At 72.4% G+C, this 17,668-nt stretch carries 16 protein-coding genes; 10 read left to right on the top strand and 6 right to left on the bottom strand.

Translation table 11 applies throughout. The annotated features are described in order from the left end of the window. Positions 1-3: 3 nt before the first annotated feature. Positions 4-945 carry a sigma-70 family RNA polymerase sigma factor gene (locus tag ACFFF6_RS03195; protein ID WP_376978153.1) on the bottom strand — a complete coding sequence of 314 codons (942 nt, stop codon included), beginning with the start codon at positions 943-945 and terminating at the stop codon, positions 4-6. A gap of 76 nt (positions 946-1,021) precedes the next feature. Between ACFFF6_RS03195 and ACFFF6_RS03190 the strand changes: the two genes are divergently transcribed. Further along, on the top strand, positions 1,022-1,417 hold the full coding sequence (locus ACFFF6_RS03190; protein WP_376978151.1) for a DoxX family protein: 396 nt from the start codon (positions 1,022-1,024) through the stop codon (positions 1,415-1,417). A gap of 24 nt (positions 1,418-1,441) precedes the next feature. Here the strand turns inward: ACFFF6_RS03190 and ACFFF6_RS03185 are convergent, their stop codons facing one another. Continuing rightward, positions 1,442-2,359 (bottom strand): phosphotransferase, encoded by a 918-nt coding sequence (locus ACFFF6_RS03185; RefSeq protein ID WP_376978150.1) that lies wholly within the window; start codon positions 2,357-2,359, stop codon positions 1,442-1,444. Between the two features lie 83 nt (positions 2,360-2,442). Between ACFFF6_RS03185 and ACFFF6_RS03180 the strand changes: the two genes are divergently transcribed. Both ACFFF6_RS03180 and ACFFF6_RS03175 read left to right on the top strand, forming a co-directional pair. Next, positions 2,443-3,891, top strand: coding sequence for a sulfatase-like hydrolase/transferase (locus ACFFF6_RS03180; RefSeq protein WP_376978149.1), 1,449 nt, complete (start codon positions 2,443-2,445; stop codon positions 3,889-3,891). 65 nt (positions 3,892-3,956) lie between these two features. Continuing rightward, positions 3,957-4,562, top strand: coding sequence for a dihydrofolate reductase family protein (locus ACFFF6_RS03175; protein ID WP_376978147.1), 606 nt, complete (start codon positions 3,957-3,959; stop codon positions 4,560-4,562). A 13-nt stretch (positions 4,563-4,575) separates the two neighbouring features. Here ACFFF6_RS03175 and ACFFF6_RS03170 read toward each other — a convergent pair whose 3' ends face one another. From ACFFF6_RS03170 to ACFFF6_RS03160, 3 genes are all read right to left on the bottom strand, one after another. Further along, a complete protein-coding gene (locus ACFFF6_RS03170) occupies positions 4,576-5,976 on the bottom strand; it encodes a glycoside hydrolase family 5 protein (protein WP_376978146.1) in 1,401 nt (466 codons plus the stop codon). 40 nt (positions 5,977-6,016) lie between these two features. Beyond that, a complete protein-coding gene (locus ACFFF6_RS03165) occupies positions 6,017-7,882 on the bottom strand; it encodes a chorismate-binding protein (protein WP_376978144.1) in 1,866 nt (621 codons plus the stop codon). Between the two features lie 173 nt (positions 7,883-8,055). Then, the gene (locus ACFFF6_RS03160) at positions 8,056-8,625 is read right to left on the bottom strand and encodes a DinB family protein (RefSeq protein WP_376978142.1); all 570 of its coding nucleotides are present in this window, start codon (positions 8,623-8,625) and stop codon (positions 8,056-8,058) included. Between the two features lie 121 nt (positions 8,626-8,746). Between ACFFF6_RS03160 and ACFFF6_RS03155 the strand changes: the two genes are divergently transcribed. From ACFFF6_RS03155 to ACFFF6_RS03125, 7 genes are all read left to right on the top strand, one after another. Then, complete coding sequence (locus ACFFF6_RS03155; protein WP_376978140.1) at positions 8,747-9,385, top strand: DUF4282 domain-containing protein; 639 nt, start codon at positions 8,747-8,749, stop codon at positions 9,383-9,385. A 105-nt stretch (positions 9,386-9,490) separates the two neighbouring features. Further along, a complete protein-coding gene (locus ACFFF6_RS03150; RefSeq protein ID WP_376978138.1) occupies positions 9,491-10,510 on the top strand; it encodes a tripartite tricarboxylate transporter substrate binding protein in 1,020 nt (339 codons plus the stop codon). Then, positions 10,507-11,097 carry a tripartite tricarboxylate transporter TctB family protein gene (locus ACFFF6_RS03145; RefSeq protein ID WP_376978137.1) on the top strand — a complete coding sequence of 197 codons (591 nt, stop codon included), beginning with the start codon at positions 10,507-10,509 and terminating at the stop codon, positions 11,095-11,097. The genes ACFFF6_RS03150 and ACFFF6_RS03145 overlap by 4 nt, the downstream gene beginning before the upstream one ends. Before the next feature lies 1 nt (position 11,098). Beyond that, positions 11,099-12,637, top strand: a complete 1,539-nt coding sequence (locus tag ACFFF6_RS03140) for a tripartite tricarboxylate transporter permease (RefSeq protein ID WP_376978135.1) — start codon at positions 11,099-11,101, stop codon at positions 12,635-12,637. Between the two features lie 132 nt (positions 12,638-12,769). Further along, positions 12,770-13,285: a phosphoribosyltransferase gene (locus ACFFF6_RS03135; protein WP_376978133.1), complete on the top strand. Its 516-nt coding sequence runs from the start codon at positions 12,770-12,772 to the stop codon at positions 13,283-13,285. Positions 13,286-13,296: 11 nt separating this feature from the next. Continuing rightward, positions 13,297-13,989, top strand: coding sequence for a lysoplasmalogenase (locus ACFFF6_RS03130; RefSeq protein WP_376978131.1), 693 nt, complete (start codon positions 13,297-13,299; stop codon positions 13,987-13,989). A 378-nt stretch (positions 13,990-14,367) separates the two neighbouring features. Then, positions 14,368-16,320 (top strand): HNH endonuclease signature motif containing protein, encoded by a 1,953-nt coding sequence (locus ACFFF6_RS03125; RefSeq protein ID WP_376978129.1) that lies wholly within the window; start codon positions 14,368-14,370, stop codon positions 16,318-16,320. Between the two features lie 166 nt (positions 16,321-16,486). On the opposite strand, the gene ACFFF6_RS03120 is transcribed toward ACFFF6_RS03125, so the two are convergent. Beyond that, positions 16,487-17,605 (bottom strand): baeRF2 domain-containing protein, encoded by a 1,119-nt coding sequence (locus tag ACFFF6_RS03120; RefSeq protein WP_376978127.1) that lies wholly within the window; start codon positions 17,603-17,605, stop codon positions 16,487-16,489. Positions 17,606-17,668: the final 63 nt, after the last annotated feature.

The raw sequence follows: 17,668 nt of genomic DNA, 5'->3' as shown, positions 1-17,668 counted from the left end.
CTCTCACCGCCGCGAGGAGGGGGCCGCGTCGTCGTCCGAGGGCGCCGAGGCCCCGTCGGGGAGCTCCAGGCGCTGCAGCCGCGCAGGATCCAGGATCGAGGTGAGCGCTCGGATGCGGCCGCCGGACACGGTGCAGGCCATGAGGGCGAGGGGGCGGCCGGAGGCTTCGGACACGAGGATCCCGGGCTCGCCGTCGACGCCGATGCGCCGCGCGCGCACCTGCGGACCGGGGTCGCGGCCGATCGCCGCGAGCACCTCCTCGCGGCCCGTCCCGGTCGCGGTCCCGCGGCGTGTGATCCGGGTCCACGACACGTCCGGGGCCAGCAGGGAGAGGAGCTCCGTGAACTCTCCGCGGCGCGAGGCCCGGAGGAAGGCGTCGACGACCTCGCGCCGCTGCGCGGGGGGACCGTCGGGCGCGGGCTGCTCGCGGACCCGGCGACGGGCGCGGCTCGCCATCGCCCGCGCGGTCCCTTCCGTGGTGCCGGCGATCGGGGCGACCTCCGCGAAGGGCAGCGCGAACACGTCATGGAGGACGAAGGCGAGGCGCTCGGGCGGGCGCAGCTCCTCGAGCACGACGAGCAGGGCGAGCCCGAGGCCGTCCGCGTTCTCCGCGGCCTGCGCCGGGTCCTCGGCGCGCACCGCGTCCGGCGAGTCGAGGGTGAGCAGCGGATCCCGGGCGATGTCGAGGACCGTGCTCTCCCGGACCGCGCGGCGCCGCAGCACGTCGACGCACAGGCGCCCGACGACGCGGCTCAGCCAGGCCCCCAGGTCCTCGATTGGCGGGCCGTCGTGGCGATCCAGGCGCAGCCAGGCGTCCTGGACCACGTCCTCCGCATCGGCGCGGGAGCCGAGCGTGCGCGCGGCGATCGCGAGCAGACGGGGGCGATGCCTCTCGAACTCCTCAGCCTCCCGAGCAGCGACCTGCGGAGACGTGTCGCGTGTCACACTCCTGCCTCCTGCTGCTGCGTTCTCATCGCCCCGGACATCTCCCTGGTGAACGCCACGATGAAAGGACATGATCATGACCGCTCTCGAATGGTTCCTCTGGATCCTGACCTGGGCCCTCGGGCTCGCCTTCGCCGCCGGGGCCCTCGGCCAGCTGCTCCTGCCCAAGGAACGCTACCGTGCAGTCGGGAAGAGCCAGGAATGGACGGACGACTTCAGCACCGCGCAGCTGCGCGGGATCGGTGCGATCAAGATGCTCGGGGCGATCGGCCTGCTCCTCCCCGCGGTGACCGGGATCCTCCCGATCCTCTCGCCGCTGGCGGCCTGCGGGCTGGCCCTGTTCATGGCCGGCGCCGCGACCGAGCGGTACCGCCGCGGCGAAGGGGCCTTCATGGCCGGGGACGTCGCCTTCGTCCTCGCCTTCGCATTCCTCGCCTGGGGCCGGTTCGTCCTCGCACCCCACGGCGCCTGAGAGGCGCGGTGCGCCGAGGCGCCGTCAGCCGGTGAGCCCGTCCGATTCCGCGAGCAGGCGAGCGAGGGTGCTGCGGCCCAGCTCCGCCATCGGCGGATTCGTGACCTCGTAGTACCAGACCAGCCCCATCGCCTGCGCGAAGGCCCACGCCGCCCCGCGCCGCCACTCCAGCTCCGGGCAGTCCAGGTGCTCCCGCAGCATCGCCCGCGCCGGGGCCTCCAGCAGATGCCAGGCGCAGACCAGGTCGAGAGCGGGATCCGCGGCAGCGAAGCCCCCGGTGTCCAGGACGCCGACCAGGCGGCCGTCCGCGACCAGCAGGTTCGCGGGGATCAGGTCGGCGTGGCTCATGACATCGGGGTCCTCGCGCGGCAGGGCTCGCAGGCTCGACCACAGCGTGCGCAGCTCCGACATCGCCAGCATCCCCTCGCTGCGCTCGAAGCACTGCGTCATCCACGCGTCCTGTCCGGTGAGGTCCCCGCCGCGACCGGTCCCGCCGAAGCTGCGGCCGAGGGTGCCCGCCTCCCGCAGCGCGCCGATCAGCCGCGCCAGATCGTCGGCGAAGCCTGCGGAGCCGGCGACGGAGGTGGGGGTCGCGACCTCGCCGGGGACCCAGGTCTGCACCGAGAACGGCAGCGGATACCCCCCGTCCCCCTCGCCGATGGTGACGGGGCGCGCGGAAGGGAACGGGCTGACCCGTGCGAACTCGGTCATGGCCGTGTGCTCCGCGGCGATCGCGGCGCGCACCTGCGCCGGGTCCCGGCCCTGCATCGGGAAGCGGGCCAGCAGATCCTCGCCCACGCGCAGCACGTAGCTGGTGGTGCCCGCACCGGACAGGAGCCGGATGTCCCGGTCGCCCGGAAGGCCCGCGACCAGGAGCGCCCGGCCGATGAGCCGCCGCGCGACCTCGGGCCGGAGGGACAGCTGGTCCTGGTGCATCTGCATGAGGACCACGGTAGAGGAGCGCGGCCGCGCATCGATAGGCTGAGGCGCCGCGCACGCGCGGCTCTCCGACCGAGGACGTTCCGATGAGCCCGACCACCGACCCGCCTCCACCCTCCGGCCCCCACGTGCTCCTCCTGGTCACCGACGACCAGGGCGCCTGGGCGCTCGGCTCGCGGATGCCGGAGCTGCATACCCCTGTCCTGGACCGCCTGCAGCGCGAGGGCATGACCTTCGAGCGGTTCTTCTGCGCCTCCCCCGTCTGCTCGCCGGCCCGGGCCAGCATCGCCACCGGTCGCATGCCCTCGGCGCACGGCGTGCACGACTGGCTGCACCCGGATGCCCTGGCCCGCGCCGGACAACCGCGCGACGCGGCGACGCCCGCCTTCCTCGAGCAGCTGGACGGCGCGGACACGATCGCAGGGATGCTCTCCCGCGGCGGCTACCGCTGCGGGCTCGCCGGGAAGTGGCACGTCGGCTCCTCGGACCGTCCGGCCGAGGGCTTCGAGTACTGGTACGCGCATCAGCTGGGCGGCGGCCCGTACTACGACGCGCCCATCTGGGAGCAGGACCCCGTCACCGGCGTCCCGCACGACCCGGCCCGCGCTGCGACCGAGCCGCGGTACCTGACCGAGGCGATCACGGAGCGCGCACTGGACTTCCTGCGCCGCGGCCAGGACGATCCCCGCCCCTTCTTCCTGCAGATGACCTGGACCGCCCCGCACGACCCCTGGTTCGACGGCAATCATCCGCGCGAGCTCCTGGACCTGTACGCGGACACCGACTTCCCCTCCGTGCCGCGCCCGGAGCGGCATCCCTGGTTCCCGGCGGGATCCTTCCCGCGCGCCGGAGCGGACCGCCGCGGCGCGCTCGCCGGCTACTGCGCGGCGATCAGTGGCGTGGACCGCAGCATCGGCGCGATCCTGGACCGCCTCGAGGAGACGGGCCAGCTGGAGGACACGATCGTCGTGTTCGTGGCGGACAACGGCTTCTCCTGCGGGCATCACGGGTACTGGGGAAAGGGCAACGGCACCTGGCCGCTGAACTTCTGGGAGCCCTCGATCCGCGTGCCGTGCATCGTCCGCTGGCCCGGGCACGTGCCCGCGGGAACGGTCGACCGCATCCCGACCTCCGCGACCAGCCTGCTGGAGACGATCGCCGAGCTCACCGGTGCACCTCCGATCGCGGACCGCTGGCGAGCAGGACGATCCTTCGCCTCCCGTGCCCTCGGCCTCGCCGGGGACGAGGATGCGGAGCCGGTCGTGATCCACGACGAGTACGGAGCGCACCGCATGCTCCGCACCGAGGACTGGAAGCTCGTCGTGCGCCGCGACGGACCCACGGAGCTGTACGACCTGCGGGCCGATCCTGAGGAGGAGAGGAACCTCGCCGCGGACCCGGACCGCGCGGACCGCGTCCGTGGGATGACCCAGGAGCTCGCGGCCTGGTACGACGCCCACACCGTGCCGGCGCTGGACGGCTGGGCGACCGATGTCGACGGCTCCGGACAGCGCGGTCCCCTCGGCAGCGGCTGAGGGGCGGGCCCTGTCCGTGGGGCTCTGCGCGGTGTACCGTCGGCACCCCGAGCAAGGAGGCTCTCATGCCGACACAGGAGCTGCTGGTCGACTACATCCTGTCCCTGGACGGCTGCGCCGCGGCCGAGGGCTGGCCCGGCTGGTGGGGCCTGCAGAGCACCGAGTACCTCGAGTGGCTCGCCTCCGAGCCCGAACGGATCCAGCTCATGGGGGCGAGGACCTACCGCCTCATGTCGCAGATGGCGCGCGAAGCCCGGGAGATCGACATCTCCGCTGAGGAGAAGGCGAGCTTCGAGCAGATGGCGCAGGTCGAGAAGATCGTGTTCTCCTCCACGCTCGAGGCCCCGTTGGACTGGCCGAACAGCCGTCTCATCAGCACCGACGCGATCGAGGCGGTGCGGGAGCTGAAGCAGACCGCGGACAGGCCGCTCACCACCACCGGCAGCATCAGCCTCGCGCATTCCCTCCTGCGGGAAGGCCTCGTGGACCGCTTCCGGGTCGTGCTGTTCCCGGTCATCACGGGGCGCACGGGCCTCGAACGCATCTGGGAGAGCTACGAGGACTACGCGCTCGAGCTCGTGTCCTCCCGTGCCTTCGAGGGCGGGCTCCAGCTGCTCGAGTACGTGCCGGCGCATCTGTCCGCCCCGCCCGGCACCGCCTGGGTGCGCTGACCGGGCCGCTCCCTCACAGCACCCGCAGCCGGTGCTCGCCCTCCAGCGGATCGATGAGCACGCGCGCCCCCTCCCGCAGGATCGAGGCCCGGGCCCCGTCGATGATCAGCTCGACGTCCCGTTCCGGCGGCACCCAGAACTCCGTCGGCGCCGCGCAGGCCCGTCCCGTCCACGCGGCCTTCCAGGAGCCGCCCGCGGAATGTCCGGCGCGCAGCTCGCGTCCGGCGACGGCCACGGGGTGCGGTCGGCGCAGATGCCCGGCTGCCTCGCTGTGCGGGAAGGAGCTCTCCCACGTCCAGTAGAACCAGCTCCAGGACCGCTCGTCGAACATCTCCAGCTGCGTCTCGGCATGCGCGCCGATGCCCACCAGGTCCCCGAAGGCTCCCCATTCCCCGACGACCACGGGGGCCCCGAGGCGCTGCGCGGTCTCCGCGGCCCGGGCGAAGATGGTGCTGATCCGCTGATCGGAGGCGAGGACCATCGCCTCGGTGTCCACGACGAGGTCGTAGCCGTGCGGCGAGTACGCCCAGGGACCCTCGAGCGGCGCGATCGCGGCCGGGACGCCCAGATTGCTGAAGTACCCGTGCTCGCGCAGGATCAGCATGCCGGGCCGCACCTCCCGGATCGCGGCGGCGGCCTGCACGAACAGATCCTGGACGGGGCCCGACTCGAAGGGGGCCAGCAGCCCCGCCACATCGTCGGTCACCGCCCGGTGCAGCGCCGGGTCCTCGAGGCGCGCGAGCTGCGAGAGCCGCCGCCCCGGATCGGCGAGCTCCTCGGCGACGACCCCGGGCTCCTGGCCCGTGCGGGCGGCGAGCGAGCCGAGGAGCGCCTCGAAGGCCTGACCCGCCAGCGCCCCGGGGGCGGGCTCGTTGAGCACGTCGACGGCGATGACCGCCGGGTGCCCTACCAGGCGCCGCGCCACATGCGCCCACATGGCCACGAAGCGGCTGCGGATCCCGACACCGCCCGGGCCGGGGGCATCGGCCCAGAACGCGTCGAGCGACTCCTGCACCGCGGAGGAGGAGAGGTACGCCTCCGACCAGAGCCCCGCGGGCTCGTAGGCGTGCGTCGTGAGCGTCGCCCAGGCGGGCGCGCCGTCGCCGAAGGACTGGGAGAACAGGTCCTGATGCGCATCGAGCACGACCGCGAGACCCGCCCGATGGAGCATGTCCAGCTGCTCCTCGAGATGCGCCAGATGCTCCTCGTCGTAGAGGCCGGGCTCCGGCTCCACCGCCGCCCACATCACCCCCAGCCGGACCGCATCGAGACCCATGTCGACCAGCTGCGCGAGGTCCTCCGCGTCCCAGGCGGCCTGGAACGGCGCCTCCTTCTGGACCAGGTTGATCCCGTGCAGGACCCGCTGGCGGCCGTGCTCGTCGACCAGGACCGCACCCTCGGTGCTCAGCTTCATCGCTCACTCCGCTCCGTCGTTGCGACGAACCTAGCAGCGATCAGGACGTCCGCGGCAGCACATGGCCGAGGAGCCCTTCGAGCACGCGGATCCCGTCGCGGGACAGCACCGATTCGAGGTGCCCCTGCACGGAGGCGAAGCCGTCCCCGCGCAGCGCATGCACCTGCCCGGTGACCGGATCCGCGGCGACCTGCGCAGGTCCGATGTGCCGGATCCCCGGACGCACGTGCGCGGCGAAGGTGTTGTAGAAGCCGATCCTCGCCGGCGTCCCGAACAGGTCCACCTCCAGCGGCACGCCCTGATGGGGAGCGGGCAGAGGCGCGAGCTCGAGCCCCAGGGCGAGGCTCAGCAGCTGGTGGCTCAGACAGACCGCGAGCAGCGGGCCGCCGCTTCCCAGCCGGTCGGACACGAGCTGTCGCATCCGGGCGATCCGCGGATCCGAGGCATGGCGCGGGTCTCCGGGGCCGGGGCCCGCGACCAGCAGCTGCGCGGCCGCCGCGCGGGCATCGGTGACCTCGTCCCAGGGCATGACCTCGACCCCGAGCCCCAGCCGGCGCAGCTGATGGGCGAGCATCGTGGTGAAGCGGTCCTCCGCGTCCACGATCAGGGCCGATGCCCCCGCGAACGGAGCCGCTCCCGGTCCCTGCTCCTCGAGCCAGAAGGCGGCGAGCGTCGCATTGCGGGCCTCCAGCAGCTCGCGCGCGCCCGGGACGGCTGCCAGGTCGGGAGCGGCCCCGGCGGCGATCCCGGTCCGCGGCAGCGCGCCGATCGCGCCGAGCACCCCCGCGGACTTCGCATGCGTCTCCGCGACCTCGCCGTCGGGATCCGAATGCCGCACGAGCGTCGCTCCGACCGGGACGCGCAGCCGTCCCCGCTCGAGGTACGCGGTGCGGATGAGGATCGGCGCATCCAGGTCGTGGCCGCCCTCGCCGTTCGGGGTGAACAGGGCGGCGACCCCGGAGTAGTAGCCGCGCGCGCCCTGCTCGTGCCGGGCGATCACCGCGGTCGCGTTCTGCATCGGCGATCCGGTGACGGTGGGCGCGAACATGGTCTCCCGCAGCACCTGGCGCGGGTCCAGGCCGCTGCGTCCGCGCAGCACGTACTCGGTGTGCGTCAGGCGCGACATCTGCTTCAGGTGCGGTCCGGTGATGCGCCCGCCGTCGGCGCAGACGGCGCTCATCATCTTCATCTCCTCGTCGACGACCATGAACAGCTCCTCGGTCTCCTTCTGTGAGGCGAGGAAGTCGAGGAACGCGGCGGGGGAGGGGGCGCCGTCCCCGTGCCGGAAGGTGCCCGAGATCGGGTTCATCATGACCTCGCCGCCGCGCACCACCACATGGGCCTCCGGGCTCGCGCCCACGAGGATCCGGTCGCCCGCGACGATCGCGAAGGTCCAGTACGCCCCGCGCTCCCGCTCCAGCAGCGCCCGGAACCATGCGAGCGCGGCCCCTCGCGCGCCGGGCTCGTCCCCGGCGCCCTCGACGTCGGCGAGGTAGTCGCGGCGGATCACGAAGTTCGCGCCCTCCCCGCGGCCGATCTCCTCCTCGATCACGGTGCGGACCGTGCGGGCGTACTCCTCGTCGGGCACGTCGAAGCCGCCGCCGGACAGGCCCGGGACCTGCGCGGGGAGCTCCGCGAGGACCTGCCGGCGATCCCGCAGCTCGCGCTCGCGCACGCGCAGGCAGCGCAGGGGCGTGCCGTCGTCGGCCACGGGGTACCCGCGCTCGCGGATCTGCGCGTAGGGGACGAGGGCGAGGACCTCGCCGTCGAGCGGGATGTCCGCGAGCGCGGCGACGTCGAGCACGTCCCCGCGCAGGAGCTCCACCGAGGATCCGGTCGCACCGGGGCGGGAGAGCAGGGCGAAGGGCTCGGTGCTCCGGGCGAGCTGGTCGAGGGGGAGGGTCATGGCGTCTCCTGGGGGTGAGCCCGGGACGGCTGCATCGGCGCGCATACGCGAAGACCGCCCCGGAAGGCGGTCTGAGAGTGGGATGCACGAGTCAGCGGCCGCCTAGGAGGCGAGCCACCAGCTCAGGGTCTCGTGCATCGGATGCATGGGGGCAGAGTACACCGCGCGCGGCGTCACTGCCCCACACGTCCGTCCACGCACTCCCGCAGCAGGTCCGCGTGCCCGCAATGCCGCGCGTACTCCTCGATCAGGTGCACGCGGATCTCCCGGATCGAGCTGCCCGAGGGCTCCAGGCGCGTGCCGAGATCGGGGTACCGGGCGAGCGCCGCATCCGTCTGCGCCTGCTCCCGCGCGAGCGCCTCGCGGGCCTCGCGCACGAGCCCCTCCTCGGGCCGGGCGCCGTCGAAGTCCCCGTCGGGATGTCCGTACAGGGTCGGATGATCGAGGTCCGGCTCGAGCCAGCCCTGCCAGTCCTGCTCGACCTCGGCGAGATGCCGCAGGAGCCCCAGCAGCGACATCGTCGAGGGCGGGACCGAGCGGCGGGCCAGCTGCTCCGCATCGAGCCCCTCGCACTTCATGAGCAGGGTCGCACGGTAGTCGCGCAGATACTCCTCGAGGGTGGCGAGCTCGCCCTCCGGGGCGGGACCCTCGCTGTTGCGGGGGTCCTGGTCCGGATCGGTCCACATGTCGGGGTAGACCGTCGCGGCGGTCCAACGGGCGGGGGAGGGAACGACGTCGTCCATGGCCGCCATTGTGCTCCGTCCCACGAGATCTGCCCAGCGGATCGTCCGTCCGTCCCGATAGCCTCGAGGCGGGCGTCCTCAGCGCCGCGACCCCACGTCCCCGAACCCCCGGAGTGATCCCATGTCCCAGTCCCCGCAGAACCCGTACGAGCAGAACGCCTGGGGCAGCCCGGAGCCCGCCGCGTCGCCTGCACCCGCCTCGGCACCTGCTCCCGCTCCCGGGCCCGTCCCCGCGACGGGAGCGCCGGAGCATCCCGTCTATGGCAGCGCCTCGCCGGTGCCGGGCTACGGCAGCGCTTCTCCGACCCCGGCCCACGGCGGTGCGTCGCCGACCCCGGGCTACGGGAGCACGTCGCCGACCCCGGATCCGGCGGCCTGGAGCGGCGGCACTCTGGGCGCGAGCACCCGCAAGGACGGCGCCGGCTTCTTCCGCGCCATGGTCGACTTCCGCTTCGAGCACTTCGTCACGGTGAAGTTCTCCTCCTTCCTGTACGCGATCGCCTGGATCGTCGCGATCCTCCTCTGGGGCTGGAACATCCTCAGCAGCATCGTCTTCGGGGTCATGATCGGCAGTGCCGGATCGTTCTACTCCGACGAGCCCAGCTTCTCGGTATGGCCCCTGGTCATCGCCGTCCTCCTGGGCTGGATCCCGTCGGTGATCGCGATCATCCTCTTCCGCCTGGGCCTCGAGTTCTCGGTCGCGGTGGTCCGCACCGCGCAGAACACCGGAGCCCTCGTCGAGCACAGCGAGCAGAGCTGACCTCCGCGCGCTCCCACAGCCGTTAGGGTGGCACTCCCCGGCATCGTCGCCCTGGAACCTCCTGCGTGCGGGATCTCTGCGATGCCCGTATGACAGGAGCCGCCGATGCATCCGCCGCCCTCGCCTCCGTCCGCCGCCCCCGAGCCGGCGCGACGCCGAGTCCTCACCGGGCTCGGGCTGCTCGTCTCCGCCGGCGCGGTGGGCACCGCGGCCTATGGGTCCATCACCTCCGCCTCCGCCGGCGGGGACCTCCGCTCCTCCCTGACGGTCATCGCGCCGGCCGCCGCCGGGGGCGGCTGGGACACCTGCGCGCGCGAGCTGCAGGCGGCTCAGCGGGCGCAGAGCATCGTCAACAACACCCAGGTCCTCAACATTCCCGGTGCCGGCGGGACGATCGCCCTGGGCAACCTCACGACCCTCGCCGGGCGCCCGGAGACGATCATGGTCGGCGGCACCGGGCAGCTCGCGGCGACCATCCAGTACGACACCGACGTGACGCTCGCGGATGTCACCCATCTGGCGACGATCGTCGCGGAGATCGGCGTGGTCGTCGTCAAGGCCGATGCTCCCTACGCCACGCTCGAGGACCTCGCGGAGGCCTGGCGCGCCGATCCCGGAGCGGTGCCGTGGACGGGCGGGGGATCCTTCGACCAGCTGGTCGTCACCTCCCTGGCGATCGCCTCCGGGGTCGACCCCATTGACATGACGTACATCTCCTCCGACGGCGGGGGCGAGGCCACGCAGGCCGTCCTCAACGGCACGGCCGTCGCCGCGACCGGGGGATATCCCGACAACAAGGACCTCATCGCATCGGGTCGGTTCAAGGCTCTCGCCCTCGTGGCCGAGGAGCCGCATCCCACGATCGACATCCCCACGACGGTGGAGCAGGGCTTCGACGTGACGCTCACCAACTGGCGCTCCCTCCACGCCCCTCCCGGGATCGCGGAGGAGGCCCGCGCCGAGCTGGTCGGGATCATCCAGGAGACCGTCGCGACGCCGGAATGGAAGGACGCCATCGACCGCTTCAGCTGGATGCCCGTCGAACGCTACGGCGAGGAGCTGCAGGAGTTCCTCGACGCCCAGAAGACCGAGATCACGGCCCTGTACGAGGAGCTGGGAGCATGAGCGCACCGCAGATCGACGCGGTCCCCTCCGAGGGACCCGCCGGAGGCGGGGAGCCGCGCCTGTCCGGCCCCGGCATGGCAGCGGAGCTCGCCATGCCGATCGTGCTCGCGGCCTTCGCGATCTACCTCGGCATCGGCCTGGTGACGATGCGGGTCCCGGAGGGGACCAGCTTCCCCGGACCCCGGTTCTTCCCCGGCATCATCGCCGGCGCCCTCGTCGTGCTCGTGATCGCGCAGGTCGTCGTGGTGCTGCAGCGCCACACTCCGCTCGCTGCCGACCGGCGCCTGCCCGCGGGCCGCGACGAGGCCGAGGGCATCGCAGGCACCGTGACGCGCCGCGCGGGCCTGCACCTGCCGTCCTTCGCCTGGGCCGTGGGCGGCTTCCTCCTGTTCGCCCTCCTGCTCGAGGTGCTGGGATGGGTGATCGGTGCCGCGATGCTCTTCTGGTGCGTCGCCCGCGCCTTCGGGTCCCCTCGCGTCCTGATGGACGTCGTGGTGGGGCTGACCCTCTCCTCGCTCGCGTACATCGTCTTCGACATGATGCTGGGGCTCTCGCTGCCCTCCGGCATCCTCGGATGGGGGTTCTGACATGGACATGCTCACCAGCCTGATGGGCGGTTTCGGCGACGTCCTGCATCCGATCAACCTCATCTGGGTGCTGATCGGCTGCTTCCTGGGCACCGCCGTCGGCGTCATGCCGGGCCTTGGCTCCTCGATGGCCGTCGCGCTCCTGCTGCCGGTCACCTTCGCCCTCGAGCCCACGGCCGCGTTCATCATGTTCGCCGGCATCTACTTCGGCGGCCTGTTCGGCGACTCGACCATGGCGATCCTCATGAACACGCCAGGTCAGGCCTCCGCGATCGCCTCGACCTTCGAAGGACACGCCATGGCGCGGTCGGGCCGTGCGCCGCAGGCGCTCGCGACCGCGGCCATCGGCGCCTTCATCGGCGGGTTCACCGCGTCGGTGATCGTCGTCTTCCTCGCCCCCTGGCTCGCCGAGTTCTCCTCGAGCTTCGGGCCCGCCGAGTACTTCGCCCTCGCCCTGTTCGCCTTCGTCTCCACCAGCTCGATGCTCGCCGAGTCCGCGATCAAGGGCCTCATGTCGCTTGCGCTCGGCCTGGGCATCGCCGTCATCGGGATCGACGGCGTCAGCGGTGCTCCGCGCTTCACCATGGACAGCCCGCTGCTGTTCGACGGCATCAGCCTGGTCACCGTGACCGTCGGCATGCTCGCCCTGGCCGAGGTCATCTACGTCGCCTGCCGGGAGCGCTTCGACCCCACGGTCCAGCCGATCCGCCCCTCCGGCCGGGCCTGGCTGAGCAGGGGCGAGCTGAAGGAGGCCGCTCCTGCCTGGGCGCGCGGCACCGCGATCGGCCTGCCTTTCGGCGTCATCCCCGCCGGCGGTTCGGAGCTTCCCACGTTCCTGTCCTTCGGGCTCGAGAAGAAGCTGGACGCGCGACGGGCTCAGCCCCGCTTCGGCACCGGCGCGATCCGCGGGCTCGCGGCGCCGGAGGCGGCCGGCAACGCCACCACCGGCATGTCGATGGGAGCTCTGCTCTCCCTGGGTCTGCCGGTCTCCGCGACCGCTGCGATCATGCTGGCCGCCTTCCAGCAGTACGGCATCCAGCCGGGCCCGCTCATGTTCGAGCGCTCCGCGGACCTCGTGTGGACCCTGCTGGCGAGCTTCTTCGTCGCCATGGTCGTGCTGCTCGCGATCAACCTGCCCTTCGCGGCGCTGTGGGCGAAGCTGCTGCTGATCCCCAAACCGTACCTGTACGCCGGGATCAGCGTGTTCTGCGGCCTGGGCATCTACGCGACCTCCTCCTCGACCGCGGACCTCCTGATCCTGCTGGGCATCGGCCTGATCGGCTTCGTGATGCGGGTGGCCGACTATCCGCTGGCCCCGCTGATCATCGGCATGGTGCTGGGTCCGCTCGCGGAGACCAGCGTCCGCGACGCGCTCATGAGCGCCGACGGCGACGCGACGGCTCTCGTGGACGGGCCCATCGTGATGCTCATCTACGCCCTGATGCTCGCGGCGATCGGCTTCACCGTGGTCACCCGGGTCCGGGAGATCGCGGCCGCCCGTCGAGCACGTCGTCTGGCTGACGAGGACGGGGCCGTGTGAGGCTCCGGCGGGTGCGGGGACGGGACGAGACCTTCCCCGCATCCGCCGGTTCCTCCCTCGACGCGGCCCGTCGTCCAGCACGCGGCCGGTAGCATCGACGTCACCGCCAGCACCCAGGACCCGAGGACCACGATGAATCTCGCCCACCACGCCGACTCCCGCGACCTTCCGACGAAGGAGGTCCTGGACTGGGAGCTGTTCGGCACCGCCTCTCGCGAGCTCGCGCAGCAGATCGTCGACAGCGACTACCAGCCGGAGATCGTCATCGCCGTTGCGCGCGGCGGCCTGCTGCCCGCCGGCTCCCTGTCCTACGCGCTGGGTCTCAAGCTGGCCGATGCGATCAATGTGGAGTTCTACACCGACGTCCACGAGACCCTCCCGGACCCGGTGCTGCTGGCACCGATGCTGGACGTCGAGGCGATCTCCGGCAAGCGGCTCCTCGTGGTCGATGACGTCGCCGATTCCGGACGGACCCTCGCCCTGGTCCTCGAGCTGCTGCGCGGCCAGGGGGCCGAGGCTCGCAGCGCCGTGCTGTACTCGAAGTCCGCGTCCGTGGTCGCCCCCGATTTCGTGTGGCGGCGCACCGACGAGTGGATCGTCTTCCCGTGGTCGGCCGAGCCGCCGGTCACCCCGTCCGTGCAGGGCTGAGAGGCCCGATCATGCGCAGGCCGTCCCGGTGGAGGAAGCTCGCCGGGGCGGCCTTCGTCGTCGTGGCGGCGACGCATGTGGCCGCCAAGGCGGTCGCGCCGGACAGCGCCGTCTGCACGTTCACCCAGGCGCTGCTCATGCCGGCGCTCGCCGGCGTGCTGCTCGCGCCGCCGGGCCCTGTTCTGTGGGGGACGGACCCGCTGCCTCGCCGGGTGCTCGCGGCTCTCGCCCTGTCGTGGCTGGGCGACACCCTCCCACGCCTCTCCGCCGACCCGGACCGGGCCTTCCTGCTCATGCTCGGTCCGTTCCTCCTGGCCCAGGGCGCCTACATCTCCGCCTTCTGGCCCCATCGCCGCACCGGGATCCCGGGTCTTCGCAGGGGGCGGCGCGTTCTCGCGCTCGCGCCGTATGGAGCGGCGCTGACCGCCATCGTCGCGCTGTGCGCCCCGCGCTCGGGGCCGATGCTGCCCGCGATCCTCGTCTACGGCGGTGCGCTCGTCTCGATGGCCGTGCTGTCCACGGGCCTGGGACCGGTGGCCGGTGCCGGCGGTGCGGTGTTCCTGGCCTCCGACTCGCTGATCGGCCTCGAGGCCTTCGCCGACCTCCGCCTCCCGATGCATGGGGCCTGGGTGATGACCACCTATCTCGCCGGACAGGGGCTCCTGGTCCTCGCCGTACGCCGGCGGTGCCCCCGCGCGGAGTGACCGAGAGGGACCTCGCGGACGAGGCACCGTCGCGCGGAGGGCACGACCGCGCGCCTGGGTGCCGAGGGAGCGCTGGATGAGGACATGGGACATGAGCGGGATTCTTGCACGGCGCGGAGCGGTGGCGACGCGAGGCCGCGCGAAATGTGGATGACTGCGATATGGGGAGGAGGGATCGAGATGGGGAGGACCAGCACTGAGATGTTCATCTATGCAGGTGAAAGGGTGAATTTACCCGGTGTCCACGGGCGATCGGGGTGGCCCTGAAGAAATTTTCCACAGGCCACCGAGGGCCCTTGATGGGAGGGCTCCTCTTCGGTAATCTAGGTTTCGAACGAGCATTCGAAATCGAGTCGATCCCGGGAGGAGGTGACCGTCGTGGCGCAGGCGTACCTTCCAGGGCTCGCGGGCGAGGCGCTGTGCGATGATGCCTCGGCCGCGCGGCGGTCGCGTCGCCTCGGCCTGGTGGGTCCGCAGGGCGCGGCCGCCGGGAACTCGTCCGCTGCTCCGGAGTCCTCATGGGCCTCGGAGGTTTCGGAGGCATCGCAGATCTCGGAGGCATCGCAGGTCCGCCATTCCGCGGCGGCGGAGCTCGGCGTCCTCGCGATCGCGGCAGGAGTCGGCGCGGGGCCGGCCCGGAAGCCGGCGGCCGGGCCGCGGGACCCGCAGGTCGCCGAGGACGTCGCGGCGGTTCTCGAGCGGGTCCCGGATCGGCTCGCGGGCGGTGGACGGCGCGTGCGCAGGACCGTGGACCGCGACAGCCTCCCGGAGGAGGCGGACGTGATGCACCGGCCGGTGCTGTCCGAGGCCCTGCGGGGCCTCTGGGACGTGAGCGTGCTGGAGAGCATCCTGCTGAGCTGGCGGCTGCGGGCCCTGTCCAGGCTGTGGGACGGGGACGAGGAGGCTCCGTTCCCGGATCCGGACGGCGACATCCACGCGCTCGCGGCCGCGGCAGGGCTCCGGGTACCCACAGGGCGCGCGGATCACGCCATCCGGGACGCCTCCCGAGCCGTCTCCACCCTGTCGGCATGCCTGAGCCTGCTGGAGGAGGGTATCTTCCCTGCGCCGTGGTTCACACATCTCCTGCGCCGCTCGCGTCACCTCTCGGACGTCTCGCGCCGGGCGATGGACGAGGTCGTGGCCGGCTGGAACCTGTCGATGACCCCGGAGTCCTTCTTCACGAGGACCAGTGCGCTCGCCGCATGGCTCGAGGAGGCGGAGCGGCTGGTCCGCGAGGAACAGCCACCGGTGCGCCGGGACGTGCATCTCGCGGCGACCGACCAGGGGATGGCACGGCTCGAGGTGTTCGGTCCCGCACCGGAGGTGCTGCAGTGCGCGCACCGCCTCGACGTGGCAGCGCGGGCGGTGCAGGCCGCGCAGAAGTCCGCCCTCGCCGCCGGCTCCGAGATCCCGTGGGACGTGGACGGGAGCGTCTCCGCCTCGGGGAAGCCCTCCCGGCTGGATGCTCTGCGCTTCCTGCTGCTGACCCGATCGGCCCTCGACACCGATGGCGCCGACGTGCCGGCGGAGCGGTTCCGGATCAATCTGACCGTCCCCGCGCTGACCCTCCTGGGCGTCGTGGACGCACCGGGGATGCTGGACGGGACCATGCCTGTCCCGGCGGATCTCGCCCGGGAGCTCGCGGCAGGGGAGTCGACCTGGTATCGGGTGCTGACCGATCCGCGCAGCGGCGCCTTCCTCCCGCTTCCCGCTGACGCGTACCGGCCGACGCGGGCGATGCAGGAGCACCTGCGCCTGCGGGGAGGAGTGTGCGCGGTGCCGGGATGCGAACGGCCCGTGCGGGCCGCGGTCGAGTGCGATCACATCCAGGAGTGGCTCTCCGGCGGCATGACCAGCACCGAGAACCTCCACTGGCTGTGCCGCTTCCACCATCGGGAGAAGACGGAGGGGCGCATCGACCCGGTGAGGCTGCACGGCCCGCGCCGCGAGCCGGATGGGACCCGTGCACCCGGTCGGACCCGATGGCGGATCCGCACCATCCACGGCGACGAGGCGGTCCTCGATGTGGAGGACCAGACCGACCTCGTCGGCACCCTCGCCGTGGATCTGCTCTCCGATCACTACCGGAACCACCTCCGGGACCTCTGCGATGCCGACTGCCGGCACTTCGGCAGGAATCTTCCGCCGTCTCGACCCGACCATGACGACGATCCGGACCCGGACGATCCGGATCCGAGCAGACCCAGGCCCGGGGTCCCCAGAGCGATCAGACGGCGCAGGGAGATGCGAGCGCGGAGAGACGGGCCGGGAACTGCCCCTCCGGATGTCCCGGATCCCGATCCCGGCTCATACGGCGATCCTCCCTTCTGACCTCCGACCGCAGGCCCGGCCGGAGCAGGGGCGGCCGCCGAGGCGACCTGCCGACAGGCGGCGCCGTCATGCCCGGACGACACGGCGCCCCGAGGCGGGAAGCCTCGAGGCGCCGTGTCAGGAAAGGCCGATGTCAGGAGAACCCGACGTGAGGAGAACCCGACGGTCAGATCGCGTGCTCCCGACGGGCATCGCCGGTCATCGAGCCGAGCCCGTTCGACGGGGTCGCCCCGTCGCGCCAGCGCAGCAGCGCACCGACGCCCTCGGGAATCGCGACCACGCCGTCCGCAAGGGCGCTGATCCCGGCATCGGTGCGGATCGCGGTCGTGAGCAGGTCCTCGATCCCGACGGGCTCCTGCCCCGTGACGAAGATCAGCTCCTCGACCTGGCCGCGGCCCAGAGCCTGCCGGACCTCGTCAGCACCCGCGACCGAGGTCCCGCCGCGACCCTGCTCCTCGGTGAAGCGGGCCGCGAGGTCCCGCTGCGTCCGCGCGATGTGTGCGCGGGTCGCCTCGAGCACCGCCTCCCGGAACGAGGGCCGCTCCAGGCTCTGCCCCCGAGTGCCGCCCGGGATCTCCGTGAGCAGCCCCAGCACCTCCGGCCCCAGCTCGTCCTTCAGCAGGGAGAGCGCGCGCACGTCCCCCGTCGCGAGGACCATCTGCGGCCGATGCCGCACCACGAGCCGGCGCACCGTCTCCGCGACGGCCTCCGCATTGCGCTCCCAGGAGTCCTCGACGCGGGCCTCGAAGTTGTCGGAGCGCCAGCCGTGCTGAGAGCCTCCGCCCCGACCGGTCTTGTGCAGCTCGTCGTGGCCGCCGTCGACCCGCGCGTCACCGTCCAGCACGTTCTCGGACTGCGGGATCGAGGGGTTCTCCGGGGCTCGCAGATGCAGATCCGCCCCGGACCGGTCCGCCTCGATGAGCAGCTGCGAGACCGCGAACTGCGTCAGCTGCATCAGCGGCAGCAGGAGGGGACGCTCGGACCAGGTCGCGGACTCCGCCAGCGGCGGTGCCGGCAGCACCCGATCCAGCACGATCCCCTGGTCCGCCGTTGCCAGGACGGCCCGTCCATGGCGGCCCCCGACCCGAGACGGGGACAGCACGGTCTCCTCGACCTCCGCCAGCAGGGCCTCGGGAGCGCCCGCGGATCGGAGGGAACCACGCTGCTGGGCCCAGCGGCTGGCCAGCTCATCGGCCGCTCGCTGATCGGTGCGCGTGGTATCGAGGTACACGGAGAGGTAGGGGCCGTCGGGCTCGAGGGCGGGGGTGAGCCACGGAAGTTTCACGAAGGACCTCCTGCTTGATCGCGAAGTGGCGACGGCGCACCGTCGGCGCCGTCGCCGGGTGGA

The organism is Brachybacterium hainanense (assembly GCF_042434575.1).
GTDB classification, from domain to species: Bacteria; Actinomycetota; Actinomycetes; order Actinomycetales; family Dermabacteraceae; genus Brachybacterium; species Brachybacterium hainanense.
The sequence above is the reverse complement of the archived record's forward strand: the minus strand, read 5'-3'. Positions and strand labels throughout refer to the sequence as shown.